The organism is Actinomadura violacea, from assembly GCF_017573465.1.
Lineage (GTDB): Bacteria > Actinomycetota > Actinomycetes > Streptosporangiales > Streptosporangiaceae > Spirillospora > Spirillospora violacea.
Genome location: NZ_JAGEPF010000011.1, coordinates 75083 through 99763 on the forward strand (window position 1 = coordinate 75083; position 24681 = coordinate 99763).

The following is a 24681-nucleotide window of genomic DNA, read 5'->3' on the forward strand; positions in this document are numbered from 1 at the left end:
GGTCCACCGGAAACAGGCCCGGTATCCGCCTCTCACCTGCCGTTCCTTCCGCCATACTGGCGGACCGTGGTTTGGCAGCATCCGACAACAGATACTCGACAGCGATCCGCTGGAAAACGTTGCGATTATGGTCATACCTGGTGAATTGTTAGGGACTTCGACCAACCGTCTCTCGCGAACAGCGGCGCGGGTTCGGGCCTGGGGGGAACACCTATGACCTGGGACGTCCGCATGCGCAACAACATGTTCCGCCGGCTGCCCGTGGAGCAGGCGACCGGCCGGCTGTACGGCGGCCGGCACCGGCTCCGGGTGGTGTACCGGACCCGGGACCTGATCGTCCTCGGGCTCGGCGTGATGATCGGCTCCGGCATTTTCAAGATCTCCGGAGAGCAGGCCGCCGCCACCGCCGGCCCTTCGGTGATCATTTCCTTCCTCATCGCCGGAGGCGTCTGCTTCCTCGCCGCGCTGTCCTATGCGGAGCTGTCGTCGATCGTGCCGGTGGCGGGCAGCGCCTACTCCTTCAGCTACGTCGCCTTCGGCGAGATCTGGGCCTGGGTCGTCGGCTGGGCGCTGGTGCTGGAGCTGCTGCTCGCCGCGTCGGTCGTCGCGCGCGCCTGGTCGCTGTACGCCACCCAGGCCCTCGCCGACTTCGCCGTGCCGGTGCCGTCCTGGCTCGCCGGGATCATCGGGCAGGAGAAGGGCTTCGACCTGTTCGCGTTCGGCATCCTGGTGCTGCTGATCACCATGCTGGCGACCGGCAGCCGGATGAGCCTGCGCAGCCTGTGGTTCATGGTGATGGCCAAGCTGATCGTGATCGGGCTGGTCGTCGCGACCGGGCTGAAGTTCTTCCACGCCGGCAACCTCACCCCGTTCGTGCCGCCCGAGCGGCCCGCGCCCGCCGGCGCCACGACCGTGCTGGACGCGGTGCTCGGCGCGGTCACCGGCAGCAAGCCGGGGGTGTTCGGGGTCTGGGGGATCTTCGCCGCCGCCCCCGCGATCGCGTTCGCCTACATCGGCTTCGACCTGATCGCGACCGCGTCCGAGGAGACCGACGACGCGCCCCGCAAGGTGCCGCGCGGCATGCTGACCAGCCTGGCGATCGCCGTCGTGCTGTACGTCGCGGTCGCCGTCGCGATGGTCGGCATGGTCTCCACCGACCGGCTCGACCCGGCCAAGCCGCTGCTCGCGACCGCGTTCGGGCTCGTCGGCGCCGACTCCATGGGCAAGATCATCGACGTCGGCGCGGTGCTCGCGCTGACCACCGTGATCCTGGTGGTGCTGATCAGCCTGACCCGGGTGGTGTTCTCCATGTCCCGGGACGGGCTGCTGCCCCGCCCGATCGCCGGGATGAGCCGGTTCCGGGTGCCGTCGCGGGCCACGCTGGTCGCGGGCGGCGCGGCGGTCGTGATGTCGCAGACCATCAACGTGCTCACGCTGGAGCAGATGGTCGTGATCGGGACGCTGTTCGCGTTCCTGTTCGTCTCGGCGGGCGTGCTCGCGCTGCGCCGCGACCGCCCCGACCTGCACCGGCCCTTCCGCGTCCCGGCCGCGCCCGTCACCGCCGTCGCGACGATCCTCGCGACCGGCTGGCTGATGCTGAACCTCAAGGTGCAGACGTGGGGGTACTTCACCGTCTGGATGGTCGCGGGCGTCCTGATCTACCTGGTGTACGGGCGCCGCAAGAGCCAGATGAAGCTGCTGCTGGACGCGCCGCCGCCCGAGCGCCCGGTCGCGGCGCGGATGGAGGCGCCGCCGCCCGGCCCGTACGTGCCGGGGGCGCGGCCGAGCACGCCCGCGCCGGAGAGCCCCTACCCGACCGGCCGCTACTCGGCGGGACGCAGGCCGGGCGGCGCGGACCCCGCCCAGGACGCGGCGGAGCCGCCGGCAGCCGATCCGTACGCGCTCGATCCCGGGGTGCCGAACCCGTTCGCGTCCGGCCCGCACCCGGCCGGGCGGCACGGCGCCGACCGGTTCGCCCCGAGCCCGTACGAGGGCGGACGGTACGGGACCGGCCCCTACACACGGGACCCGTACGTCCAGGACCCGTACGTCCAGGAGCCCTACGAGGACGGCGAGCGCGAGGAGCCGCCGTCGCCGGGCGGCCGCCACCGCCGCTGACGATCGCCCGCGGAGCGCCGTTTCCCCAGGTGGGAGACGGCGCTCTACGCATGCGCGGAGAAACCGGGTGGACAGGCCGCCACGTCCGGGGTTATGTTCTTCTCATATCGAGATGAACTCAACCTGAGATTTACTCAATCCGAGACCATGGAGAGGCCCGGATGTCCCCGGAACCGATGCGCGACGAGAGCGCGTTCCTCGCGAGCTACGACCCGCGCGCCTACGACCCCGTCGCCGTGACCGTGGACGTCGTCGCCCTCACCATCCGGGACGACGCGCTGCACGTCCTGCTGGTCCGCCGCGGCGGCGCGCCGTTCGAGGGGATGTGGGCGCTGCCCGGCGGGTTCGTCCACGCGGGCGGCCGGCGCGAGGCCGAGGACCTGCCCGACGCCGCCGTCCGCGAGCTGGCCGAGGAGACCGGGCTCAGCGCGAAGGGCGGCCTGCTCGGACGCGTCCACCTGGAGCAGCTAGGCACCTACGGGACCCCCGGCCGCGACCCGCGCATGCGCATCATCTCCGTCGCCTACCTGGCGTTCGCGCCCGAGCTGCCCGACCCCGAGGCGGGCGGCGACGCCGCCGACGCGGCGTGGGTCCCGGTCGGCGCGCTCGGCCTGACCGAGTCCGGCGACCAGCGTCCCGGCACCACCCGGCGGCTCGCGTTCGACCACGCGCGGATCCTCACCGACGGCCTGGAGCGGGCCCGCGACAAGCTCGAGTACACCCCGCTCGCCACGGCGTTCTGCGGCGGCGAGTTCACCATCCCGGAGCTGCGCGCCGTCTACGAGGCGGTGTGGGGCGAGGAGCTGCACGCCGGCAACTTCCACCGGAAGGTGCTGTCGGTCCCGGGATTCGTGGAGAGCACCGGCGCCACGTCCGACAAGGGCGGCCGGCGCGGCGGTCCCCGGCCCCGCCTCTACCGCGCGGGCGACGCCCGCCTCCTGCACCCCGCACTGCTGCGACCCAGCCGCGAGGAAGAGATCAGGTGATGTCCCCCATGACCAGGCACAGCGGGAGCACCCGCGACCTCGACGACGCGCTGGCCCGGCTCGACCGGGTCCGCGTCCCCGCCGACCTGTTCGGCGACGACGCCGCCGAGGCGGCGCGGCGCTACCGGCGGTTCGTCCGGCTCGTCCACCCGGACGCGACCGGCGGCCGCACGCGCGACGCGTTCGTCCGGCTGAACGCGCTGTGGCGGACCTACAACCGGTCCGACGCGAGCGTCGTCACGACCCGCCGGCACTCCTACCGCATCGCGGGCGACCCGGTGTCCGGCGACCTCGCGCAGCTGTACCGGGCCGAGACCGACACCCGGCCGGGCGGGGTGCTGCTGAAGATGCCGCGCGACCCCCGCGACGGCGACCTGCTGGAACGCGAGGCCGTCGCGCTGCGCCAGCTCCCCGAGGACGGCGACGGGCGCTTCCTGTCCTACGTGCCCTACCTGGTGGAGTCGTTCCGCCACAAGGACGCCGCGACGGGGACGCAGCGGCAGGCCAACGCGATCGCCGCGCTCGACGGCTTCCGGACCCTGGCCGAGGTCAAGGCGGCCTTCCCCGGCGGCGTCGACCCGCGCGACGCCGCGTGGATGTGGCGGCGGCTGCTGGTCGGGCTGGGGTTCGCGCACCGCGCGGGCGTCCTGCACGGCGCGGTGCTGCCCGACCACGTCATGATCCACCCGGAGGAGCACGGGCTCGTGCTGGTCGACTGGTGCTACTCGGTGCCCGGCTGCTACTCCTACGCCGACGCGTCCGGGCGCGTCCCGGCCCTGGTGGAGCGGTACCGCGACCGGTACCCGCCGGAGGTCCCGGCGCGGCGGCCCGCCGACGAGGCCACCGACATCTTCATGGCCACCCGGTGCATGACCGACCTGATGGGCGACCAGGCACCGAAGGCGCTGCGCAGGTTCGCGCGCGGCTGCCTGCTGTCCGCGCAGAACCGCCGCCCCCACGACGCCTGGCGCCTGCTGGGCGAACTGGACGAGCTGCTCGATCGGCTCTATGGCCCGCGCCGGTTCCGCCCCTTCCACCTGCCCGTCACCCACTGAAGGAGAAGTCCCATGGGAAGCGGAAACTGGTCCACCGACGTCTACTCGGCGCGCGCTAGCTACCGCGCGTCCACCGGCGCCAGCGCGTTCGCCTACAGCGACGGCGGCGCGACCACCGTCCACGCCGACCTCGATCCGAAGGGCGTCACGGCCCGCGAGAGCCGTGACTCCGACGACCACCCCGAGTCGCTGGCGATCGGCGTGCTGTTCGACGTGACGGGCTCGATGGGCGGCGTGCCGCGCACGCTGCAGACCAAGCTGCCCGACCTGCTCGGCCTGCTGCTGCGCAAGGGCTACGTCGAGCACCCGCACATCCTGTTCGGCGCGGTCGGCGACGCGACCTGCGACCGGGCGCCGCTGCAGGTCGGCCAGTTCGAGGCCGACAACCGGATGGACGACGACCTCGGCAAGATCCTGCTGGAGGGCGGGGGCGGCGGCCAGATGCGCGAGTCGTACGAGCTGGCCATGTACTTCATGGCGCGGCACACCTCGATCGACTGCTTCGAGAAGCGCGGCAAGCGCGGCTACCTGTTCATGATCGGCGACGAGCTGGCCTACCCGAAGGCCAAGCGGCGCGAGGTCGCCAAGGTGGTCGGCGACGACCTGGAGCGCGACCTGCCGATCGAGGACCTGCTGCGCGAGCTGCAGCGGATGTACGAGGTGTACTTCATCATCCCCGAGGGCGCCTACCACTCCGGCAGCCGCGAGCTGAAGGACTTCTGGCAGGGGCTGCTCGGCCAGCACGTCCTCTACCTCGACGACCTCGACGCGGTGTGCGAGACGATCGCGCTGACCGTCGGGCTCGCCGAGGACGCCATCGACCTGGACGAGGGTCTGGACCACCTGGCGGAGGCCGGCTCGGACGCGGGCGCGTCGGTGTCGCGGGCGCTGGCCCGGCTGGACGCGTCGCGCGCGCCGGTCGCGGTGTCGGCGACGCCGCCCGGGCTGGACGCGTCGGGTCCGTCCGGCACGACCCGGCTCTGACGGCGGGCACCGCGATGGGGCACGCCATCGTCGTCGACCTCGGGTTCGGGGACGCGGGCAAGGGCACGGTCGTCGACCACCTCTGCCGCACGTCGCCGGTGACGGCGGTCGTCCGGTTCAACGGGGGCGCGCAGGCGGCGCACAACGTCGTGACCGACGACGGACGCCACCACACGTTCGCCCAGTTCGGCTCGGGGACGTTCAGGCCGGGCGTCCGGACGCACCTGTCGCGGTTCATGCTGGTCGACCCGCTGGCCCTCGCCGCCGAGGCCGACCACCTGCGGCGGCTCGGCGTCGGCGACGCGCTGGACCGGCTCACCGTCGACCGGGACGCGCTGCTCACCACGCCGTACCACCGGGCCGCCAACCGCGCGCGCGAGCGGGCGCGGGGCGCGGCCCGGCACGGGTCGTGCGGGATGGGCATCGGCGAGACCGCGTCCTACGCCCTCGGGCAGGACGACGCGCCGCGCGCGGGCGACTGCCTGTCGCCCGCGCGGCTGCACCGCCGGCTCACCGCCCTGCACGACTGGTACCGGACGATGTTCCCGGACGGCGAGGACGTCCCGGACGTGACCGCCTGCGCGGACGCGTTCACCGCGTTCGCGGGGCGCGTCCGGATCGTCGGCGGCGGCCATTTGCACGGCCTGCTCCGGTCCGGGGACGTGGTCTTCGAGGGCGCACAGGGGGTGCTGCTCGACGAGTGGCACGGCTTCCACCCGTACACGACCTGGTCGACCACGACGTTCGCGAACGCGGAGACGCTGCTGGACGAGGCGGGCGCTGCGGCGGCTCGGCTCGGCGTCCTGCGGACGTACGCGACGCGCCACGGCCCGGGACCGTTCGTCACCGAGGACGCGGCGCTGACCGCCGCGCTCCCCGAACCGCACAACGGCACCGGCCCGTGGCAGGGCGCGTTCCGCGCCGGCCACCTCGACGCCGTCGCGCTCCGCTACGCGCTGGAGGTCACCGGCGGCGTGGACGGCCTGGCGGTCACGCACCTGGACGTCGCGGGGGCGCGTCCCGACCTGCGCGTCTGCCACGCCTACGAGACGTCGGACGGCCGGCTGGACCGGCTGCCGCCGGGTGGCGGCGACCTCGCCCGGCAGGCCGCCCTCACCCGGCGGCTGGCGTCGGCGCGGCCCGTCTACGCGCCGCTCGGGCCGCGTCCGGCCGAGACGATCGAGGGCGCGCTCGGCACCCCGGTCGTGCTGACCTCGCACGGCCCGGCGGCGTCCGCCAAGCGCACCGCCGCGCCGCTGCGCCCGCGGACGTCCCGGCCGCTCGCGGGATGGCCGACATCGGACGCCCATTGACCCGGGGCCGCGGCGAGACCAAGATCTCCCCGAACGCCGCGGATCTCCCCGGAGGTGGACGATGCGTGCCCTGCCCTTGCGTGCTCGGTCCTTGCGTGCTCGGTCCCTGCGCGCCCTCTCGGCGGGCGCCGCCCTGGTCCTGTCCGCGGCCCTGCTCGCCGTGACGCCGGCGTCCGCCGCGCCCGCGCCCGCGGGCGGCGGCGACGGCTGCGACCCGATCGACCCGGCGTCGTGCCTGCTGCCGTTCCCGAGCAACTGGTACACCAAGGCCGACCCGCACACCGCCACCGGCCTGCGGATCGACATGCGCACGACCCTGAAGAACTCGCTCGGCCTGCCCATCGCGCCGGACGAGTGGAACCGCGCCGACGGCTTCTCCCCCGGCTCCGACCTGCTCAGCCGCGTCCCCGGCGTCGACCTGGCGCGCAGCGGCGCCGCCCCCGTCACCGACATCGGCGCGTCGCTGAAACCGGACGCGCCGATCGTCATCGTCGACACCGCGACCGGGCGGCGCTGGCCGTACTGGGCGGAACTCGACGCGAACGCGCCCGACGACCGCAAGGCGCTGATCGTCCGTCCGGCGAAGAACTTCGTCGAGGGCCACCGCTACGCGGTCGCGCTGCGGAACCTGCGCGACGCGTCCGGGAACCTCATCCCGCCGAACGCGGCCTTCGCCAAGATCCTCGGCCCGGCACTGCCGTCGAAGGACCCGCTCTACGCGCGGCAGAAGGCCGAGAAGAAGGTGCTCGCGGACCTCGCCAAGCGCGGCGTGAAGCGCGACGGCCTGTACCTCGCCTGGGACTTCACCGTCGCCAGCGCGCGGAGCATCGCCGGCCCGATGCTGCACATCCGCGACGACGCGCTCCGCAAGCTCGGGAACAGGTCGCCGTCGTTCCTGGTCACGCAGGTGACGAACAACGTCGACGACAAGATCGCACGCGAGGTGAAGGGCGTCGTGTGGGCGCCGAGCTACCTCGACCAGTACGGCGGGCTCCCCGGCTCGGCGTTCCACTACGGCAAGGACGGCCTCCCGTCCCAGTTGCCGGGCAACAACCAGGCCGTCCCGTTCCAGTGCGAGATCCCGAAGGCCGCGTTCGGCAAGCCGGCGAACCCCGCGCTCTACGGGCACGGCCTGCTCGGCAGCGAGGGCGAGGTCGCGGCCGGGAACGTCAAGTCGATGGCGGACGAGCACGACTTCGCGTTCTGCGCGGCGAAGTGGATCGGCATGTCGTCGGAGGACGTCCCGAACGTCATCTCCGCGCTCGCCGACATCTCCCGGTTCCGCACGGTCGCGGACCGCCTCCAGCAGAGCATGCTGAACTTCGTCTTCCTCGGCCGCGCGATGACCCGCGGGTTCGCCGGAGACAAGGCGTTCCAGGACGACTCCGGCAAACCTCTGATCGCGCCCGGCGCGCCGCTCACCTACGACGGCAACAGCCAGGGCGGGATCATGGGCGGCGCGCTCACCGCGGTCTCCCCCGACCTGCACCGCTCCGTCCTCGGCGTCCCGGCGATGAACTACAGCACGCTGCTCAACCGCAGCGCCGACTTCCCGCAGTACGCCAAGGTCCTCGACCTGTTCTACCCCGACAAGCTCGACCAGCAGATCGGCCTCGCGCTGATCCAGATGCTCTGGGACCGCGGCGAGGCCGACGGGTACGCCTGGCACATGACCGGCCACCCGTACCCGGGGACGCCGAAGCACCAGGTGCTGATGCACGTCGCGTTCGGCGACCACCAGGTCGCGACCGTCGCCGCCGAGGTCGAGGCCCGCACGATCGGCGCCCGGATCCACGCCCCGACCGTCCGCGCCGGACGCAGCCTCGACACGGTCCCGTACTGGAACATCCCGACGTTCGGCGCGTCCACCGGCGGGTCCGGGATGGTCGTGTGGGACAGCGGCTCGCCCGCGCCGCCGACCACGAACACGCCGCCCACCGAGGGCCGCGACCCGCACTCCGACCCGCGCAGCGACGCCGACGCGCGCAGGCAGAAGGCGATCTTCCTGACCACCGGGCAGATCGTCGACGTCTGCGGCGGCGGCCCCTGCGTGATCAATCCCTGACCCGTTGAGAGAATCGGAGCATGCTCCAGGTCTGCCCTAACGGGGCCCGGGCGTCCGGCGTCCCCGTCACCCCGGACGAACTCGCGACGGCCGTCCGCGCGGCGGTCGACGTCGGCGCGCAGGACGTCCACCTGCATCCGCGCGACGAGACCGGCGCCGACACCCTTGACCCCCGCCACGTCGCCGCCGCGGTGTCGGCCGTCCGCGCCGCCGCGCCCGGCGTGCCCGTCGGCGTCACCACCGGCGCCTGGACCGCCGCCGACCCCGCCGAACGCGCCGCGCTGATCCGGTCCTGGAAAGTCCTGCCCGACCACGCGTCGGTCAACTTCCACGAGGACGGCGCCGAGCACGTCGCCGCGACCCTCCTCGACCGCGGAGTCGCCGTCGAGGCCGGGATCTTCTCCGGCACCGGAGCCGCCGCCCGCTACCTGCGCTGGCCCCGCGCAAATGAGGTACTGCGCGTCCTCGCCGAGGTCACCGACACCGGCCCGGAGACCGCGACCGCCACCGCCAAGGACCTCCTGCACGAGATCGGCACCGGCCACGGCCGGCCCGTCCTGCTGCACGGCGAGGACGGCGGCGCCTGGCCCGTCCTGCGGCTCGCCGTCCGGTTCAACCTCGTCGTCCGCGTCGGCCTGGAGGACGTCCTCACCCTCCCGGACGGCACCGCGGCCGACAACACCGCCCTCGTCCAGACCGCCGGGATGCTGCTCCAGGCCTGACCGCCGGACGTCACCCGCCGGACAGGTGCCGCTCGACGGACTCGACCTTCGCGTCCATCGCGCCCGTCACCCCCGGCCGCAGGTCCGCCTTCACCACCAGGCTCACCCGCGGCGCCCGCGCCGCCACCGCGTCCGTCGCGGCCTTCACCACCGCCATCACCTCGTCCCACTCCCCCTCCACCGTCGTGAACATCGCGTCGGTGCGGTTCGGCAGGCCGCTCGCCCGCACCACCCGCACCGCCTCCGCGACGAGTTCACCGACGTCCTCCCCCGTCCCGAGCGGGGTCACCGAGAACGCAACGAGCACAACGCACCTCCTGGTCAGGGCTGCACGACCTGCCTGACCACGATCTCATCCAGCCGCCGCTCCACGATCACCCCCACCGGCCAGTCGCGCACCAGGCAGCGCAGCAGCGCCGCGTCGTGCTCGGCGAACGACGGATCGCACCCCTGCTGCTCCAGGCTGGAGCGGATCGCCTCCACATAGTCCTCGTCGGTGAACCCCGGAACGTCCCGCACCATCGCCGTCGTCGTCGCACGGTGCGAGTTCAGCCCCGCGAACGAGCGGCCGCACCCGCAGCCGCCGTCCGGGTCGTCCCGGTCCCGGGCGCACACCACGCCGATGTGCACCAGTTCCCCCTCGACGCACCAGTCGAAGTCGTTGTCGCGCAAACCCTGGCTGGAGTTGGTGGCAGTGAGCAGCTTCAAGGCCAGACCCCCTCGGCGTCCGTGGACGAGCCCACCGTACGACGAGGGTCTGACGTAACGTCGGAAGCATGAGCGAAACCACCGATGTCCTCATCGAACGCGACGGCCCGTACACCACCGTGACCATGAACCGCCCGCGCCGCCGCAACGCTCTGTCCCGCACGTTCCTGCTGCAGCTCACCGATGCGTTCACCGAGATCGCCGGCACCGACGCCCGCGGCGTGATCCTCGCCGCCGACGGCCCCGTCTTCTCCGCCGGGCACGACTTCGCCGACATGGCGGGCGCCTCCCACGCCGACGTCCGCGACCTGCTGCGCGTCTGCACCACGCTCATGCAGACGATCCAGTCCGTCCCCCAGGTCGTGATCGCCCGCGTGCACGGCCTCGCCACCGCCGCCGGCTGCCAGCTCGTCGCGTCCTGCGACCTCGCCGTCGCCGCCGAGAGCGCCGCGTTCGCCGCCCCCGGCGGCAAGGGCGGCTGGTTCTGCCACACCCCGCTCGTCGCGATCTCCCGCAACGTCGGCCGCAAGCGCGCCGCCGAGATGGCCCTCACCGGCGACACGATCGACGCCGCCACCGCCGCCGACTGGGGCCTGATCAACTACGCCGTCCCCGACGACGACCTCGGCAAGGCCACCCTCGCCCTCCTCCAGCGCGCCACCCAGGGCAGCCCCCGCAGCAAGGCGCTCGGCAAGCAGGCCATGTACGCCCAGCTCGACCGGCCCGAATCCGACGCCTACGCCTACTCCGTCGAGGTCATGGCGGCCTCCAGCCAGACCCCCGAAGCCCAGGAGGGCATGCGCGCGTTCCTGGACAAGCGCCGCCCCGAATGGCCCGCCTGACCCCGCCCGCCCGGTTCTCGCTGGCCCCCGCCGACGCCCCGCCGCTAAGATGACACCCGGCACGCCCCGACCGCAGCGTCACCGTCGGGGCGCCGCCTGCGGGGTGGTAGCTCAGCTGGTCAGAGCAGGAGACTCATAATCTCCCGGTCGCGGGTTCGAGTCCCGCCCGCCCTACACTCGGGCCGTTCGAGCGGCCTGCGGCCGCCAGCTCCCCGATGCGGGGGCTCCTCCCCCACCCGGGTACCGCCTCGCGTTCGGGTCACTCTCGAGGACGAGGGGAAGTCAGACCTGGTACGGAGTGACCCGCGGGGTGACCGGTCGGTAGGGTCCGCGTATGTCCAGACGATTCCTCGGTCTTGTCCCGCTGTCGCTCGTGCTGCTGGCCGGTGCGTGCGACGGCGGCGGCGAATCCGGCAAGCCCGCGCCGAAGGCGAACTTCGACGGGGCGCAGACGCTGCAGCGGGCGGCCACCGCCATGGCCGGGCTGAAGAGCGTCGCGTTCACGGTGAAGTCCGAGGACAAGACGCCGATCATGGTCAAGGGCGGCGACATGAGGCTGCTCCGCGACGGCGACGCGCAGGGGACGCTGACGCTGGAGCAGTCCGGCCAGAACGTCGAGGCGAAGGTCGTCGCGAAGGGCGACACGTTCTACCTGGACGCGGGGACGGGCGGCTGGCGGAAGCTGCCGAAGTCCATGGCGTCGGCGGTGTACGACCCGTCGGCGGTCCTCGACCCGAACCGGGGGATCTCTAAGCTGCTGACGTCGATGCAGGCGCCGAAGGCCGAGGCCGTCGAGAAGGTGGACGGCAAGGAGGCCTACCGGGTCGCGGCGACGCTGCCGCAGGACCAGGTCGGCGGGCTGATCCCGGGGATCAACGACGACCTCGCCGGGCAGGTGTGGGTGAGCAAGGCCGACGGGCGGCTGCTGAAGGTGCGGGGCTCGTTCCCGAAGGGGCAGGGCGCCGTGGTGATCACGTTCACCGCCTTCAACGCCCCCTACAAGATCAGCGCGCCGAAGTGACCGGCCGGCGCGGGATCGCGATCGGGGCCGGCGGCGCGGTGGTGCTGCTGGCCGCGCTGGACGCCTATGTCGTGACGACGATCCTGATGCCGGTGGTGAAGGACCTGCACGTCCCGGTGAACCGGCTGGAGCGGATCACGCCGGTGCTGACCGGGTTCCTGCTCGGGTACGTGGCGGCGATGCCGCTGCTCGGGCAGCTGTCGGACCGGTTCGGGCGGCGTCCGCTGCTGCAGGCGTGCCTGGTGTTCTTCGCGGCCGGGTCGGTGGTGACGGCGCTGGCGCAGGACGTGCCGGTGCTGACCGCGGGGCGGGTCGTGCAGGGGATCGCGGGCGGCGCGCTGCTGCCGGTGACGATGGCGCTGGCCGGGGACCTGTGGGACGAGCGGCGCCGTCCGGTGGTGCTGGGCGCGGTGGGCGCGGCGCAGGAGCTCGGGAGCGTGCTCGGGCCGCTGTACGGGGCGGGGATCGCGGCGGCGCTGGACTGGCGCGCGATCTTCTGGATCAACGTGCCGCTGGCGCTGCTCGCGGCCGTGGCGGTGCAGTTCACGGTGCCGGGCGGGCGGCCGGACGGGCCGCGCCCGGGCGTGGACGTGGTGGGCGGCCTGCTGCTGGCGCTCGGGCTGGCGCTGCTGGTCGTCGGGGTCTACAACCCGGATCCGGAGAAGTCGGCGCTGTCGTCGTGGGGGCTTCCGGTGATGGTCGCGGGCGCGGTGGTGCTCGTGGTGTTCGTGCTGTGGGAGATCAAGGCCCGGACGCGGCTGCTGGATCTCGGCGGGGTGCGGCGGGGGCCGCTGCTGGCGACGCTGGGCGTGAGCTTCCTGTCGGGGGCGGCGCTGATGGTGACGCTGGTGGACGTGGTGCTGGTCGCGCAGACGGTGCTGAACAAGGACGAGACCGAGGGCGCACTGCTGCTGACGCGGTTCCTGGTGGCGCTGCCGGTGGCGGCGGTGGCGGGCGGGGTCGTCGCGCGGCGGGTCGGCGAGCGGTGGCCGATGGCGGCGGGGATGCTCGTTTCGGCGGTCGGCTACGTGCTGATCGCGGGCTGGCCGGCCGATCTGGCGCACGCGTCGTACGGGCCGCTGCCGCGGATGGACGTGGACCTGGTCGTGACGGGCCTCGGGCTGGGCCTGGTGATCGCGCCGGTGTCGTCGGCGGTGCTGGCGTTCGTGCCGCCGGCGCGGCACGGGGTGGCGTCGGCGGCCGTGGTCGTCGCCCGGATGATGGGGATGCTGATCGGGATCTCGGCGCTGTCGGCGTGGGGTTTCCACCGGTTCCACGTGCTGACGGCGCACCTGCAGCCGCCGCTGCCGTTCCTGATGTCGAAGGCGGAGTTCGCGAAGGAGATGACCGTGTACAAGGCCGCGGTGCAGGACGCGCTGCGGGCGGAGTACCGGGAGATCTTCTGGATCACGGCGGGGATGTGCGTGCTGGGCGCGGTGCTGGCGCTGGCGGCCGGTGCGCGGCGGGAAGGGGCGGAGCCCGCGGCGGAGCCGGCGGAGCGTGTGGTCGCCCGCTGACCTCGGGGTCCGCGGGGGAACGCAAGAGCGGGAAAACATTTGGCCGGATGCGGCCATGCTCGGATGCCACCTCGCTCACATCGGGCGCGTTCGTCCCGTTGTTCGCGCGGTGCCTGGTTACCGTGACTTGCTCCGCCGCCCGCGCCACCCCCCGGGCCGGCGGCGCGCATTCCCCCCGACCCCCCGCAGAAAGACGGTGAGCCCGTGCATCGGATGAGCGGACTGGACGCCAGCTTCTACCTCCTGGAGGACGAGAACACGCCCCTGCACGTCGCCATGGTGGTGGTCTTCGAGGGACCGGCGCCGTCCTACGGCGACGTGGTCCGGACGATCGCCGCGAAGCTGCCGCTCGTCCCGAGATACCGGCAGCGCGTGCGGGGCGTCCCGCTGCACCTCGGGCGGCCGGTCTGGGTGGACGATCCGCACTTCAACATCCTCTACCACGTGCGGCATACCGCCCTGCCGGCGCCGGGCACCGACGAGCAGCTGCGCAACCTGTCCGGGCGGGTGCTCGCGCAGCGCCTCGACCCGGCCAAGCCGCTCTGGGAGATCTGGCTGGTGGAGGGACTGACCGAGGGCCGCTGGGCGATGATCGCCAAGGTGCACCACTGCATGGTGGACGGCATCGCCGGGATGGACCTGGCGACCGTGCTGTTCGACCTGTCCCCCGAGTTCGAGCAGCCCGGCGAGGGCGAGCCGTGGGCGCCGGAGTCCGAGCCGTCCGACCTGGCGCTGCTGGCGGACGCCGCGCGCCGCACCGTCACGCGGCCGCTGCGCCAGCTCACCGACGTGGCGCGCAGCGCGGGCGCGGTGCGCGAGGCGCACCGGCTGCGCGAGTTCGCCTCCGGCCTGACCCGCGCCACCGCCCGGTTCGCGAGCCCGTCGGCGGGCTGCCTGAACGGCCCGATCGGGCCGCACCGGCGCTGGTGCTGGCAGCGGGTGCCGCTGGACGAGGTGAAGGCGGTCCGCAAGGCGCTCGGCGGGACGGTCAACGACGTCGTGCTGGCGGCGGTGTCCGCCGGGTACCGCGACCTGCTGAACGCGCGGGGGCGGCTGGAGGACGACACCGTCGTGCGGACGGCGGTGCCGGTGTCGCACCGCGGCGCCGACGAGCGGGGCGAGCTGAACAACCGGGTCGCGGCGGTGTTCGTGAACCTGCCGGTCGGGGTGGACGATCCGCTCGAGCGGCTGCGCCGGGTCCGGGAGCAGACCGACGACGTCAAGCGCAGCAACCAGGCGGCCGGGACGCAGGCGCTCACCCGGCTCACCGACACGGCCGTCGCGCCGGCGCTGCTGTCACTGGCCGCGCGGATCCCGGTGCGGCTGCGGCAGGACATCGTCCAGACCGTCACGACGAACGTGCCGGGCCCGGACTTCCCGCTGTACGTGATGGGGCGCCGCGTCGTGGAGATGCACCCGTACGTGCCGCTGACCGGCGGCATCCGGGTGGCGACGGCGATCGTGTCGTACTGCGGGACGCTCCACTTCGGGATCACGGGCGACTTCGACGCGATGCCGGATCTGGACGTCCTGTCGAAGGGCGTGCAGGGCGGCCTGGACGAGCTGGTGCGGGCCGCGGACGGCGCCCGCCCCCTGGCGCCGCGCGGGCGCTGAGGACGTGCCGATGCGGTGGCCGGATCCGGCCACCGCATCGACATACCGGCCCCTGCCTGGGAAAGGATTCGGTCACCGGTCATGTGCCGATCTTCGAACACGGGAATATCCTGGGGGACGAGGGTCCAGGACCCCCTGCCGGGTGGGCACGCCCCGGGGAGGTGACGCAGATGCGCGGGTCCGGTGACGGACGTGCCGGCGGGTCGCTCGCCAGGCTGCGCCGCAGGCTCGGCCTGGAGCACAGCGAGCTGCGCCGGCCCATCGACCGCGTCCAGCGGCTGGTCGGCGTGGCGCTGATCCTGCTGCTGCTCGCGGTGGGGCCGCCGCTCGCGTTCTGGGCGGGCACGTGGTCCTACCACGCGGGCAGCCAGGCCGAACGCGCTGAACGCACCCAGCGGCACCAGGTCGTCGCGACCGTCACCTCGACGGGCGGGATCGGGTCGTCCGGCGACCGCTACGTCCACGAGACCGTGCAGGCGACCTGGCCCGGCGCCGGCGGCGCGCCCCGCACCGGCACGCTGCCGAGCTGGAAGAACGCGAAGGCCGGCGCGCACCGGACGATCTGGATCAACGCCAAGGGCGACCCGACGGTGCGTCCGCGCCCGCACAGCCGCACGGTGACCGACGCGGCCTACGCCGCCACGGCCGCCGTCCTCGGCGTGGGGACGCCGGTCCTGCTCGCCTACCTCCTGGTCCGCCGCCGCTGCGACCGCCGCCGCGACGAGATGTGGGAGGCGGACTGGGCGCGGATGGACTCGGCCGGGCAGCGCTGAGCGCGCCCCGCCGGTCCTCCTACTGGTCCTCGACGAGGCGGGCGGCCACCCGGTCGAGGACGGCGAGGTCCTCGGGCGGGAGCTCGTAGAGCACGGCGGGCGGCGTGCCGAGGATCCGCTCGGCCTCGGCGGCGGCCTCGCGGCCGGCGCCGGTGACCGTCACGAGCTTGGAGCGCCGGTCGGCGGGGTTCGGGGTGCGCTCCACGAACCCGCGCTCGACCAGGTCGTCCACGACGAGGGTGACGTAGGGGCGGTCGGTGCCGAGCAGGTCGGCGAGGCCGCGCAGGGTGAACGGCTCCGGCGCGGCGGCCAGCCGGCGCAGCACCTTGGTGCGGAAGAAGCTCATTCCGAGCGCCTCGGCGACCTCGGCGCGCCGGTCGCCCCGCTCCTGCATCAGCGTCCACAGGTTGCGCCAGACGCGGCGGGCCGCGTCCGGCCCGGTGCCGGACGCCGGTCCTGTCGCCGGTCCGGGCGCGGCGGCGGGGCGGGGCTGGTTCATCGGGTGCTCGCTCCCGTCACGTGGCGTCCGCCGCCGGCCGGCCCGGCGGTCTCGAACTGCGCGGCGTCCTCGAACTGCGCGGCCGTCCGCGCGGCGCTGCGGGCGGCGCGGCGGCCGGTGGTGAGCACGCCGAGCGCCAGCACGACGGCGGCGCAGCCGGCCAGCACCCAGTATGCCGGGCGGGCGGCGGCGACGAAGTCCGCGCCGCCGGACCGGGCGCCGGAGGTGCCGGCGGCCAGCACCGCGCCGATCACCGCTACGCCGAGGGCCTGGCCGACCTGCCGGCTGGTGGAGGCGACGGCGGCGGCGACGCCGGCCTGCGCGCGCGGCATCCCGGACACCGCGGTGTTGGTGATCGGCGAGTTGACCATGCCGAACCCGATGCCGAACAGCACGTAGGCGATGAACAGCGTGGCGTCGTGGGTCTCGGCGTCGAACGCCGCCATGAGCACCGCGCTGGCGAGGGTGGCGGCGCCCGCGACGACGAGCGACGGGCGCGGGCCGCGGGTGCCGACGAGGCGCCCGGACAGCGGCGCGAACACGGCGCTCATCGCCGCCATCGGCAGCAGGTAGAGGCCGGCGTGCAGGGCCGACAGCCCCCGCACGTCCTGCAGGTAGAGGGCGTTCAGGAACATGAACCCGCCGAGCGCCGCGAATTCCGACACCGCGATCACGGTGGCGCCGGTGAACGGGACGCTGCGGAAGAAGCGCAGGTCGATCAGGGGTTCGGGGGTGCGCAACGCGTGCCGGACGAACCCGGCGAGGCTGAGCACGGCGACGGCCGCGGCGCCGAGGACGGCGGGGTCGCCCCAGCCGCGCCCGGGGCCCTCGATGATCGCGTAGGCCACGGTGCCGAGCAGCAGGATCATGAAGACCTGCCCGGCGGGGTCGGCGCGGCGCGGCCGCTCGGCGCGCGACTCGGGCACGAACAGCGCGGTCAGCACCAGCGCGGCGAGCCCGATCGGCACGTTCAGCCAGAAGATCGACCGCCAGCCGACCGAGTCGACCAGGACGCCGCCGACCAGCGGCCCCATCGCCATGCTGAGCCCGACGACGGCGCCCCACACGCCGATGGCGCGGGCGCGCTCGCGGGGCTCGGTGAACACGTTGGTGATGATCGACATGGCGACCGGGTTGAGCATCGAGCCGCCGACGGCCTGCACGACGCGGGCGGCGACGAGCCAGCCGAGGGACGGGGCGAGGCTGCACAGCACCGAGCCGAGCACGAACAGCGCGAGCCCGGTCTGGAAGACGCGGCGGCGGCCGATCCGGTCGGCGGTGGAGCCGGCCAGGATGAGCAGCGAGGCCAGGACGATGAGGTAGGCGTCGATGGTCCATTGCAGGCCGGACACCGAACTGTGGAACTCGCGCCGCAGGGTGGGCAGCGCGACGTTCAGGATGGTGTTGTCCAGGCTGACGATGAGCAGGCTCATGCAGCAGATGGCCAGCACCAGCATCCGGCGGCGGGGGGTGAGGTCGGTCAAGCCGGGGTCCAATCGTTGTACACCTATAACCGTTATAAGAGTACAACTACTTTTCGGTGATGCCCGGCATGACCGCCGTGTCCCTCGTCACGTCGCCCCGGTCACGCCGCCCAGGTCATGTCGCCCAGGTCATGTCGCCCCGGTCACGCCTCGCGTCAGGTCCCGGCGGCGACGCGGGCGGCGCGCGCGGCGGGCACCACCAGCGGCGTCCCGGTCTCCGGGCACTCGATCACCCGGCACGGCAGCCGGAACACCTCCTCGACCAGCTCCGCCGTCACCACCGTGTCCGGCCCGCCCTCCGCCACGATCGCCCCGTCCCGCATCGCGATCATGTGGGTGGCGTACCGCGCGGCGTGGTTCAGGTCGTGCAGGACGGCGACGACGGTGCGGCCCTCCTCGTGCAGTCGCGCGCACAGGTCCAGCACCTCGATCTGGTGGGCGATGTCCAGGTAGGTGGTGGGCTCGTCCAGCAGCAGCAGCGGCGTCTGCTGCGCGAGCGCCATCGCGATCCACACCCGCTGCCGCTGCCCGCCCGACAGCTCGTCCACCGGACGGTCCGCGAGCGCGGCGACGCCGGTGGCCTCCATCGACTCGGTGACGACCCGCTCGTCCTCGCGGGACCACTGCCGCAGCAGCCCCTGGTGCGGGTACCGGCCGCGCGACACCAGGTCGGCGACCGTGATCCCCTCCGGCGCGATCGACGACTGCGGCAGCAGCCCGAGGGTGCGGGCGAGCTTCTTGGCGGGCCAGCCCGCGATCGGCTCGCCGTCCAGCACGACGGTGCCGGACGCGGGCTTGAGGATGCGCGCGAGCGCCCGCAGCAGGGTCGACTTGCCGCACGCGTTCGGCCCGACGATGACGGTGAACGAGCCGTCCGGCACCGCGACGTCGAGGTCCTCGGCGATGGTGCGCTTGTCGTAGGCGAGGGTGAGGCCGGTGCCGCTGAGCCGCGCGTTCGCGTCCTTCATCAAATCCGTCCCGTCTTGCGTTGGGTCACGAGGAGCCAGACCAGGTATCCGCCGCCGAGCAGCCCGGTCACCACGCCGACCGGGAGCTGGTGGCCGGTGAACGCGCGCTGCGCGGCCCAGTCGGCCGCCACCAGCAGCGCCGCGCCCATGCACATGGACGGCAGCAGGTTGGGGCCGGGCGCGCGGGTCAGCCGGCGGGCGAGCTGCGGCGCGGTCAGCGCCACGAAGGACACCGGCCCGGCCGCCGCCGCGGCGAACGAGGTGAGCAGCACGGCCGCGGCCAGCATGATCAGCCGGGCCCGCTCGATGGGGACGCCGAGGCCGTGCGCCGCGTCGTCGCCCATCTCCAGCATCCGCAGCGCGCGCCCGCAGCCGACCACCACCAGCGGGCCGAGGACGGCGAGCGCGGCGAGGACGGGCGCGGCGTCGGCCCAGTCCCGGCCGTTCAGGCTGCCGGTCAGCCACAGCACGGCGCGCGCCGCGTCGGTGATCTTCGCCTGGGTGAGCAGGTAGCCGTTCACGCCGGTGAGGATCGCGGCGACGCCGATGCCGACGAGGATCAGCCGCTGCCCGTGCGCGCCGTGCCGGCCGGCGACGGCGTACACGACGGCGCCGGTGAGCAGCCCGCCGGCGGCGGCGCCCGCGGCGACCGCCGCGCTGCCGCCGCCGGTCAGCACGATGACGCCGAGCACGCCGGTCGCCGCGCCCTGGCTGAAGCCGAGCACGTCGGGGCTGCCGAGCGGGTTGCGGGTCAGCGACTGGAAGATCGCGCCGGCCAGCCCGAGCGCGGCGCCGACCGCGAGCCCGGCGGCCGCGCGGGGCAGCCGGATCTCGTTCACGATCAGCGAGTCGGCGGGCGTGCCGTTGCCGAGCAGCGTCCGGACGACGTCGGCGGGGCCCATCGGGAAGTCGCCGCTGCCGATCAGCAGCACGCCGACACCGAGCGCGACGGCCAGGCAGAGGACGGCGACGGCGACGGCGCGCGGGCTGAACCGCAGCGACATCCCGTTCGGCGTCCTGATGACGGCGCCCTTCACTCCCGCTGCGCCCTTCGCTCCTGCGGGCTTCATGACGCGACCGCCTTGCTGCGCGGCCGCCGGACGAAGTAGAGGAACACCGGCCCGCCCGCGACCACCATGACGATCCCGACTTGGAGCTCGGACGGCCGCACGACGACGCGTCCGAGCACGTCCGCGGCCAGCATCAGCGCGGGCGCGAGGACCGCGCAGTAGGGCAGCAGCCAGCGCAGGTCGGGCCCGGTCAGCGCGCGAACGAGGTGCGGCACCATCAGCCCGACGAAGATGATCGGCCCGCAGGCCGCCGTCGCGGCGCCGCACAGCAGCGTGATCGCTGCGATCGAGACGATCTTGACGCGGCCGGGGTCGGTGCCGAGCGCGCGCGCCGCGTCCTCGCCCATCGCCATGGCGTTCAGCGGGCGGGCCAGCAGCAGCGCGAGCACGAGTCCGGCGGCGACGAACGGCGCGACCTTCTCGACCGTGGACGTCTGCGCGGCGGCGAGCGACCCGACCGTCCAGAACCGCATCCGGTCGAGGGACGCGGTGTCGAGCAGCTGGACCGCGTTGACGTAGGAGTACAGCGCCGCGTTGAGCGCGGACCCGGCGAGGGCGAGCCGCGCGGGCGTCGCGCCGCGCCCGCCGCCGACCGCGTAGAGCAGCACGGCCACCGCGCCGGCGCCCGCGAACGCGAACCACACGAACCCGGCGAACGACACGATGCCGAGGAAGGAGATCGCGGACACGACGGCGGCGGACGCGCCCGCGCTGATGCCGAGGAGGCCCGGGTCGGCGAGCGGGTTGCGGGTGACCGCCTGCATCACCGCGCCGGCCAGCCCGAGCGCGACGCCGGCGAGCAGCCCGAGCAGGGTGCGCGGCAGGCGCATCTGGTGGACGACGGTGTAGGAGTCCGAGCCGCGGTGCAGCAGCCCGTCCCACGCCTGCCCGGCCGAGAGCGGTTTCGCGCCGACGGCGAGGCTCAGGACGAGGACGGCCAGGAGCAGCAACACCGCCGCGACCAGCCCTAACGCGCGGACGGAGTGGCGGCGCGACGAAGGCGGCGCGGGCGTGGCGGGTGCGCGCGCCGGGGCCGTCGGTGGCGCGGTTCTGGTCAACGGCACTGGCTGGCTCCGGGGGGACGGACGGGGGCGGCGGCCCGCCCCCTGCCACTGGACAACAACTTAGGTTAGGTTAACCTAAGCGCCCATCGGGCCGGAATCCGGCCATCACGTTCGATCAGAGATGAGCAGCCGAAAATGTGGACATCCCCCTCGCCCTCCCTCACCCGCCGCGGCCTTCTCGGCGCCGGCGGCGCCGTCGCCCTCGGCGCCCTGATCAGCGCGTGCGGCGGGGGCGGCGACGGGAAGAGCGGGGCGTCCCCGTCCGGCGGCGCCTGGACGTTCACCGACGACCGCGGCACCGCGGTGAAGCTCAAGTCGCGCCCGCGGCGCGTCGTCGGCTACGTCGGGGCCCTCGCCGCCCTCTACGACTTCGGCGTCGACCAGCAGATCGTCGGCGTGTACGGGCCGACGAAGCTCAAGGACGGCAAGCCCGACCCGCAGGCCGGGAACCTGCCCGTCGACCGGCTCACGATCATCGGCAACGCCTACGGCGAGTTCAACATCGAGAAGTACGCCTCGCTCCGCCCCGACCTGCTCGTGGACAACATGTTCGTCAAGGACGAACTCTTCTACGTCCCGGCCGAGAGCAAGGACAAGATCTACGCGCTCGCGCCGCAGGCCGCGATCTCCGCCGGCGACGTCGCGCTGCCGAAGCCGATCGAGCGGACCGCCGCGCTCGCCGCCGCGCTCGGCGCCGACCTGAAGTCCGCCAAGGTCACCGCCGCCAGGGCCCGCTTCGACAAGGCCGTCGAGTCGCTGCGCGCCGCCGCGAAGGCCAACGCCGGGCTGAAGGTGCTCGCCGCGTCCGCCAGCCCCGACCTGTTCTACGCCTCCAGCCCGAACAAGAACACCGACCTCATCTACTTCAAGGAACTCGGCCTCGACCTCATCGTGCCGGACAAGCTCGGCCAGGACGGCTATTTCGAGGACCTGAGCTGGGAGAACGCCGACAAGTACAAGGCCGACGTCATCATGCTCGACAGCCGCACGCAGGCGCTCCAGCCGAAGGACCTCGGGTCCAAGCCGTCCTGGAAGGACCTGCCCGCCGTGAAGGCCGGCCAGGTCGTCGGCTGGCAGCCCGAGCCCCGCTTCTCCTACGAGGGCTGCGCGCCGATCATCGAGGCCCTCGCCCAGACCATCCGCACCGCGAAGAAGACCGGCTGACCCGGCGGCCCGGGCCGCCGGGCCGCGTTCACCGAAAGGCACAGCGATGAGGACCCCCAGCCACCCGTACGCCTTCTTCGACCTGCACGTCCTGCGCGCCGCGCGGCTCGGCCCGTCCATGGTCCGCGTCACCTTCGGCGGGACGTGCCTGGACGGCGGGCCCGGCGGCTTCGCCACCGGCGGCCGCGACCAGCGATTCAAGATCTTCCTGCCGCACCCGCACCAGGACGCGCCCGTCATGCCGGACGACTGGTCGCCCGACACCTGGTTCGCCGACTGGCGCGCCCTCGACCCCGCCGAACGCGGCATCATGCGCTCCTACACCGTGCGGGCGCAGCGGCCCGGCGAGCTCGACGTCGACTTCGCGCTGCACCCCGGCGGGACGTCCGGCCCCGCGTCCCGCTGGGCGTCCGCCGCCGCCCCCGGCGACCGCGTCGTCGTGCTCGGCCCGACCGGGCCCGACAACGGCGGCTGCGACTTCCGCCCGCCGCCCGGACGGCCCGTCGTCATCGCCGGCGACCTCACCGCGCTCCCGGCCATCGCCGGGAACCTCGCCTGGCTGCCCGCCGGGACGCCCGCTCAGGTGCTCGTCGAGACCCCGCACCCCGGCGACCGGCAGGAGCTGCCGACCGACGCCGACGCGGAGATCGGCTGGGTCGACGCGGGCGGCCTGCTCGACGCGGTGCGCGGCGCGTCCGTCCCGGACGGCGCGTACGCCTGGATCGCGGGCGAGTCCGCCACCGTGAAGGCGATGCGCCGGCACCTGGTCGGCGAGCGCGGCCTGCACCGCCGCGACGTCACCTTCACCGGCTACTGGCGGCGCGGCGCCACCGAGGAGGACCTGCTCGCCGAGGTCGTCGCCGGCGGCAGCCCCGCCACGGAGGAGTGACGGGCGGGCTCAGGGCGGCGGCAGGACGCCCTGCTCGATCGCGGCCATCACCGCCGCCGTCCGGTCCGACACCCCGAGCTTGCCGAACACCCGCAGCAGGTGCGTCTTCACCGTCGCCTGCCCGATGAACAGCCGCGCACCGATCTCGGCGTTCGTCATCCCGCGGGCGACCAGCGCGAGCACCTCCGCCTCCCGCGCCGACAGCACCGCCGGCGCGGGCGCCGCCCGCGCCGCGCTCAGCTTCGCCGACACCGACGGCGACAGCACCGTCCGGCCCGCCGCGACCTCCCGGATCGCGGCGGCCAGGTCGGTCCGGGACGCGTCCTTCAGCAGGTAGCCCGCGGCGCCCGCCCGGACGGCCCGGACGATGTCCGCGTCGTCCTCGAACGTCGTCAGCACCAGCACCCGGTGCCCCGCCGGGCCGAGCCGCTCGATCGCGCTCACCCCGTCCCCGCCGGGCATCCGCAGATCCATCAGGACCACGTCCGGCCGCACCCGCGGCACCAGCGCGACGGCCTCGTCGCCGCTCCCCGCCTCCCCCGCCACCTCCATGCCGGGCTCGGCCGCGAGCATCCCGCGCAGCCCCTCCCGGACGATCGGATGGTCGTCCACGATCATCACGCGGAGCACGGCAGCACCACCTCGACCACGGCGCCCTCACCCTCGCCGCTGCGCACGGCGAGGTCGCCGCCCGCCTGCTCGACGCGCCCCCGCATGCCGCGCAGCCCGAACCCCGACGCGACCGCCGCCGGATCGAACCCGCGGCCGTCGTCGGCGACCGTCAGCCGCGCCGCGTCCCGCCCGAACTCCAGCGACATCCACACCGACGTCGCGGCCGCGTGCTTGCGGACGTTCGCCAGCGCCTCCTGCGCCACCCGCAGCAGCACCACCTCCGCCGCCGGGCCGAGCGGCCGCTGCTCCCCCTCCACGTCCATGTCGACGGGCAGCGCGAAGTCGGCGGCCAGCCGCCGCAGCGCCTCCGCCAGCGACCCCTCCGCCAGCGCGGGCGGCGCCAGCGCCGCGACCAGCCCCCGCGTCTCGGCGAGGTTCTCCCGCGCCGTCCGCGCCACCAGGTCCAGATGCCGGTTCGGCCCGACCTCCGCCTCGGCCGCCTGCGCCAGCATCACGATGCTGGTGAACCCCTGCGCGATCGTGTCGTGGATGTCGCGGGCGAGCCGCTCCCGCTCCGCGAGCACACCCGCCTCGCGGCTCAGCTCGGCCAGCTCGCCGCGGGTGCGGTCCAGTTCCTCGATCAGCCGCGCCCGCTCCCGGTTCTGCGCGCTCAGCCGGCCGATGAACGTGGCGAGCAGCCCGCTGCACACGATGCCGACCAGCATCATCATCAGGGTCAGCGTCACGCCCGCGCCGGACGCGACCATCGCCGACCCGATCGCCCCGGAGAACAGCACCATCATCAGCACGAACCCGCGGGCCGCGCCGTACACCATGTAGACCTGCGGCGCGAGCGCCGCCAGCCCCATCGACGTCACCGGCGCCAGCACCGTCGCCGGCACGAACATCAGCACCAGCGCCGCCGCGTACACCTTGCACCCCGGGCGCCGCTCCTCGCGGGACCGCAGCGCCTTCCGGCCCACCCGCACGTACGCCAGGCTCAGCAGCACCAGCAGCATGATCGCCGCCGACTGCCGGCCGGGCGGCAGCCCGTCCGCCGCCGTCGCCGCGATCGTGCCGACCAGCACCAGCGCGAAGTAGGCGTCCCAGAAGGGGTACGACCGGTACCAGACGTCCTCGGCCCGCGCCATCGCCGGGTCCACACCGTTCATGAAAAGTCCGCTCCCCCGGCGTGCCGCGGCGGGCTCTGTCC

23 protein-coding genes and 1 tRNA gene are annotated in these 24681 nt (G+C 73.9%); 15 read left to right on the forward strand and 9 right to left on the reverse strand.

All coding sequences use genetic code 11. The features are described from left to right. Positions 1–213 precede the first annotated feature (213 nt). From J4709_RS18530 to J4709_RS18560, 7 genes are all read left to right on the forward strand, one after another. Positions 214–2118 carry an amino acid permease gene (locus tag J4709_RS18530; protein ID WP_232383706.1) on the forward strand — a complete coding sequence of 635 codons (1905 nt, stop codon included), beginning with the start codon at positions 214–216 and terminating at the stop codon, positions 2116–2118. A gap of 161 nt (positions 2119–2279) precedes the next feature. Continuing rightward, positions 2280–3104, forward strand: coding sequence for an NUDIX hydrolase (locus J4709_RS18535; protein WP_208242368.1), 825 nt, complete (start codon positions 2280–2282; stop codon positions 3102–3104). A gap of 8 nt (positions 3105–3112) precedes the next feature. Next, on the forward strand, positions 3113–4159 hold the full coding sequence (locus tag J4709_RS18540; RefSeq protein WP_208242370.1) for a serine/threonine-protein kinase: 1047 nt from the start codon (positions 3113–3115) through the stop codon (positions 4157–4159). A gap of 12 nt (positions 4160–4171) precedes the next feature. Further along, on the forward strand, positions 4172–5143 hold the full coding sequence (locus tag J4709_RS18545) for a hypothetical protein (protein WP_208242372.1): 972 nt from the start codon (positions 4172–4174) through the stop codon (positions 5141–5143). A 14-nt stretch (positions 5144–5157) separates the two neighbouring features. Next, positions 5158–6456 carry an adenylosuccinate synthetase gene (locus J4709_RS18550; RefSeq protein ID WP_208242374.1) on the forward strand — a complete coding sequence of 433 codons (1299 nt, stop codon included), beginning with the start codon at positions 5158–5160 and terminating at the stop codon, positions 6454–6456. A gap of 91 nt (positions 6457–6547) precedes the next feature. Continuing rightward, positions 6548–8521 carry a hypothetical protein gene (locus J4709_RS18555; RefSeq protein ID WP_232383707.1) on the forward strand — a complete coding sequence of 658 codons (1974 nt, stop codon included), beginning with the start codon at positions 6548–6550 and terminating at the stop codon, positions 8519–8521. Between the two features lie 20 nt (positions 8522–8541). Then, the gene (locus J4709_RS18560; protein ID WP_208242383.1) at positions 8542–9243 is read left to right on the forward strand and encodes a 3-keto-5-aminohexanoate cleavage protein; all 702 of its coding nucleotides are present in this window, start codon (positions 8542–8544) and stop codon (positions 9241–9243) included. Positions 9244–9253: 10 nt separating this feature from the next. On the opposite strand, the gene J4709_RS18565 is transcribed toward J4709_RS18560, so the two are convergent. Next, entirely contained in the window at positions 9254–9550 is a 297-nt protein-coding gene (locus J4709_RS18565) for an MTH1187 family thiamine-binding protein (protein ID WP_208242385.1), read from the reverse strand. 14 nt (positions 9551–9564) lie between these two features. Next, positions 9565–9951: a DUF7715 family protein gene (locus J4709_RS18570; RefSeq protein ID WP_208242387.1), complete on the reverse strand. Its 387-nt coding sequence runs from the start codon at positions 9949–9951 to the stop codon at positions 9565–9567. Positions 9952–10019: 68 nt separating this feature from the next. On the opposite strand from J4709_RS18570, the gene J4709_RS18575 reads away from it, so the two are divergent. The 6 genes from J4709_RS18575 (at position 10020) to J4709_RS18600 (ending at position 15718) form a co-directional block, all read left to right on the forward strand. Then, the gene (locus tag J4709_RS18575) at positions 10020–10793 is read left to right on the forward strand and encodes an enoyl-CoA hydratase-related protein (RefSeq protein ID WP_208242389.1); all 774 of its coding nucleotides are present in this window, start codon (positions 10020–10022) and stop codon (positions 10791–10793) included. Positions 10794–10893: 100 nt separating this feature from the next. Further along, positions 10894–10967, forward strand: a tRNA-Ile gene (locus tag J4709_RS18580). Positions 10968–11127: 160 nt separating this feature from the next. After that, positions 11128–11814, forward strand: coding sequence for an LppX_LprAFG lipoprotein (locus J4709_RS18585; RefSeq protein ID WP_208242398.1), 687 nt, complete (start codon positions 11128–11130; stop codon positions 11812–11814). Continuing rightward, positions 11811–13331: an MFS transporter gene (locus tag J4709_RS18590; RefSeq protein ID WP_208242400.1), complete on the forward strand. Its 1521-nt coding sequence runs from the start codon at positions 11811–11813 to the stop codon at positions 13329–13331. Before J4709_RS18585 ends, J4709_RS18590 begins: the two co-directional genes overlap by 4 nt. A gap of 213 nt (positions 13332–13544) precedes the next feature. Continuing rightward, entirely contained in the window at positions 13545–14945 is a 1401-nt protein-coding gene (locus tag J4709_RS18595) for a WS/DGAT/MGAT family O-acyltransferase (RefSeq protein ID WP_208242402.1), read from the forward strand. A gap of 170 nt (positions 14946–15115) precedes the next feature. Beyond that, positions 15116–15718 (forward strand): Rv1733c family protein, encoded by a 603-nt coding sequence (locus tag J4709_RS18600; RefSeq protein ID WP_208242404.1) that lies wholly within the window; start codon positions 15116–15118, stop codon positions 15716–15718. Positions 15719–15737: 19 nt separating this feature from the next. On the opposite strand, the gene J4709_RS18605 is transcribed toward J4709_RS18600, so the two are convergent. From J4709_RS18605 to J4709_RS18625, 5 genes are all read right to left on the reverse strand, one after another. Further along, on the reverse strand, positions 15738–16217 hold the full coding sequence (locus J4709_RS18605; protein WP_208242415.1) for a MarR family winged helix-turn-helix transcriptional regulator: 480 nt from the start codon (positions 16215–16217) through the stop codon (positions 15738–15740). Further along, the gene (locus J4709_RS18610) at positions 16214–17701 is read right to left on the reverse strand and encodes an MFS transporter (protein ID WP_208242417.1); all 1488 of its coding nucleotides are present in this window, start codon (positions 17699–17701) and stop codon (positions 16214–16216) included. The genes J4709_RS18605 and J4709_RS18610 overlap by 4 nt, the downstream gene beginning before the upstream one ends. 155 nt (positions 17702–17856) lie before the next feature. Then, positions 17857–18669, reverse strand: coding sequence for an ABC transporter ATP-binding protein (locus J4709_RS18615; RefSeq protein ID WP_208242419.1), 813 nt, complete (start codon positions 18667–18669; stop codon positions 17857–17859). Beyond that, positions 18669–19739: a FecCD family ABC transporter permease gene (locus J4709_RS18620; RefSeq protein ID WP_208242421.1), complete on the reverse strand. Its 1071-nt coding sequence runs from the start codon at positions 19737–19739 to the stop codon at positions 18669–18671. The genes J4709_RS18615 and J4709_RS18620 overlap by 1 nt, the downstream gene beginning before the upstream one ends. After that, entirely contained in the window at positions 19736–20692 is a 957-nt protein-coding gene (locus J4709_RS18625) for a FecCD family ABC transporter permease (protein WP_307801352.1), read from the reverse strand. The genes J4709_RS18620 and J4709_RS18625 overlap by 4 nt, the downstream gene beginning before the upstream one ends. Positions 20693–20938: 246 nt before the next feature. Between J4709_RS18625 and J4709_RS18630 the strand changes: the two genes are divergently transcribed. Together J4709_RS18630 and J4709_RS18635 are read left to right on the forward strand one after the other, a co-directional pair. Next, a complete protein-coding gene (locus J4709_RS18630; RefSeq protein WP_208242423.1) occupies positions 20939–21967 on the forward strand; it encodes an ABC transporter substrate-binding protein in 1029 nt (342 codons plus the stop codon). A 46-nt stretch (positions 21968–22013) separates the two neighbouring features. After that, on the forward strand, positions 22014–22856 hold the full coding sequence (locus J4709_RS18635; protein WP_208242425.1) for a siderophore-interacting protein: 843 nt from the start codon (positions 22014–22016) through the stop codon (positions 22854–22856). A 9-nt stretch (positions 22857–22865) separates the two neighbouring features. Here J4709_RS18635 and J4709_RS18640 read toward each other — a convergent pair whose 3' ends face one another. Further along, positions 22866–23486: a response regulator gene (locus J4709_RS18640; protein ID WP_208242427.1), complete on the reverse strand. Its 621-nt coding sequence runs from the start codon at positions 23484–23486 to the stop codon at positions 22866–22868. Beyond that, positions 23474–24640, reverse strand: coding sequence for a sensor histidine kinase (locus tag J4709_RS18645; RefSeq protein ID WP_208242429.1), 1167 nt, complete (start codon positions 24638–24640; stop codon positions 23474–23476). The genes J4709_RS18640 and J4709_RS18645 overlap by 13 nt, the downstream gene beginning before the upstream one ends. Between the last annotated feature and the right edge of the window lie 41 nt (positions 24641–24681).

Coding starts and splice junctions, on each gene's coding strand:
- J4709_RS18615 (WP_208242419.1), bottom strand. CDS start 18,669: ATGAAGGACGCGAACGCGCGGCTCAGCGGCACCGGCCTCACCCTCGCC.
- J4709_RS18575 (WP_208242389.1), top strand. CDS start 10,020: ATGAGCGAAACCACCGATGTCCTCATCGAACGCGACGGCCCGTACACC.
- J4709_RS18545 (WP_208242372.1), top strand. CDS start 4,172: ATGGGAAGCGGAAACTGGTCCACCGACGTCTACTCGGCGCGCGCTAGC.
- J4709_RS18620 (WP_208242421.1), bottom strand. CDS start 19,739: ATGAAGCCCGCAGGAGCGAAGGGCGCAGCGGGAGTGAAGGGCGCCGTC.
- J4709_RS18530 (WP_232383706.1), top strand. CDS start 214: ATGACCTGGGACGTCCGCATGCGCAACAACATGTTCCGCCGGCTGCCC.
- J4709_RS18600 (WP_208242404.1), top strand. CDS start 15,116: ATGCGCGGGTCCGGTGACGGACGTGCCGGCGGGTCGCTCGCCAGGCTG.
- J4709_RS18585 (WP_208242398.1), top strand. CDS start 11,128: ATGTCCAGACGATTCCTCGGTCTTGTCCCGCTGTCGCTCGTGCTGCTG.
- J4709_RS18560 (WP_208242383.1), top strand. CDS start 8,542: ATGCTCCAGGTCTGCCCTAACGGGGCCCGGGCGTCCGGCGTCCCCGTC.
- J4709_RS18605 (WP_208242415.1), bottom strand. CDS start 16,217: ATGAACCAGCCCCGCCCCGCCGCCGCGCCCGGACCGGCGACAGGACCG.
- J4709_RS18645 (WP_208242429.1), bottom strand. CDS start 24,640: ATGAACGGTGTGGACCCGGCGATGGCGCGGGCCGAGGACGTCTGGTAC.
- J4709_RS18540 (WP_208242370.1), top strand. CDS start 3,113: ATGACCAGGCACAGCGGGAGCACCCGCGACCTCGACGACGCGCTGGCC.
- J4709_RS18635 (WP_208242425.1), top strand. CDS start 22,014: ATGAGGACCCCCAGCCACCCGTACGCCTTCTTCGACCTGCACGTCCTG.
- J4709_RS18550 (WP_208242374.1), top strand. CDS start 5,158: ATGGGGCACGCCATCGTCGTCGACCTCGGGTTCGGGGACGCGGGCAAG.
- J4709_RS18630 (WP_208242423.1), top strand. CDS start 20,939: ATGTGGACATCCCCCTCGCCCTCCCTCACCCGCCGCGGCCTTCTCGGC.
- J4709_RS18595 (WP_208242402.1), top strand. CDS start 13,545: ATGAGCGGACTGGACGCCAGCTTCTACCTCCTGGAGGACGAGAACACG.
- J4709_RS18535 (WP_208242368.1), top strand. CDS start 2,280: ATGTCCCCGGAACCGATGCGCGACGAGAGCGCGTTCCTCGCGAGCTAC.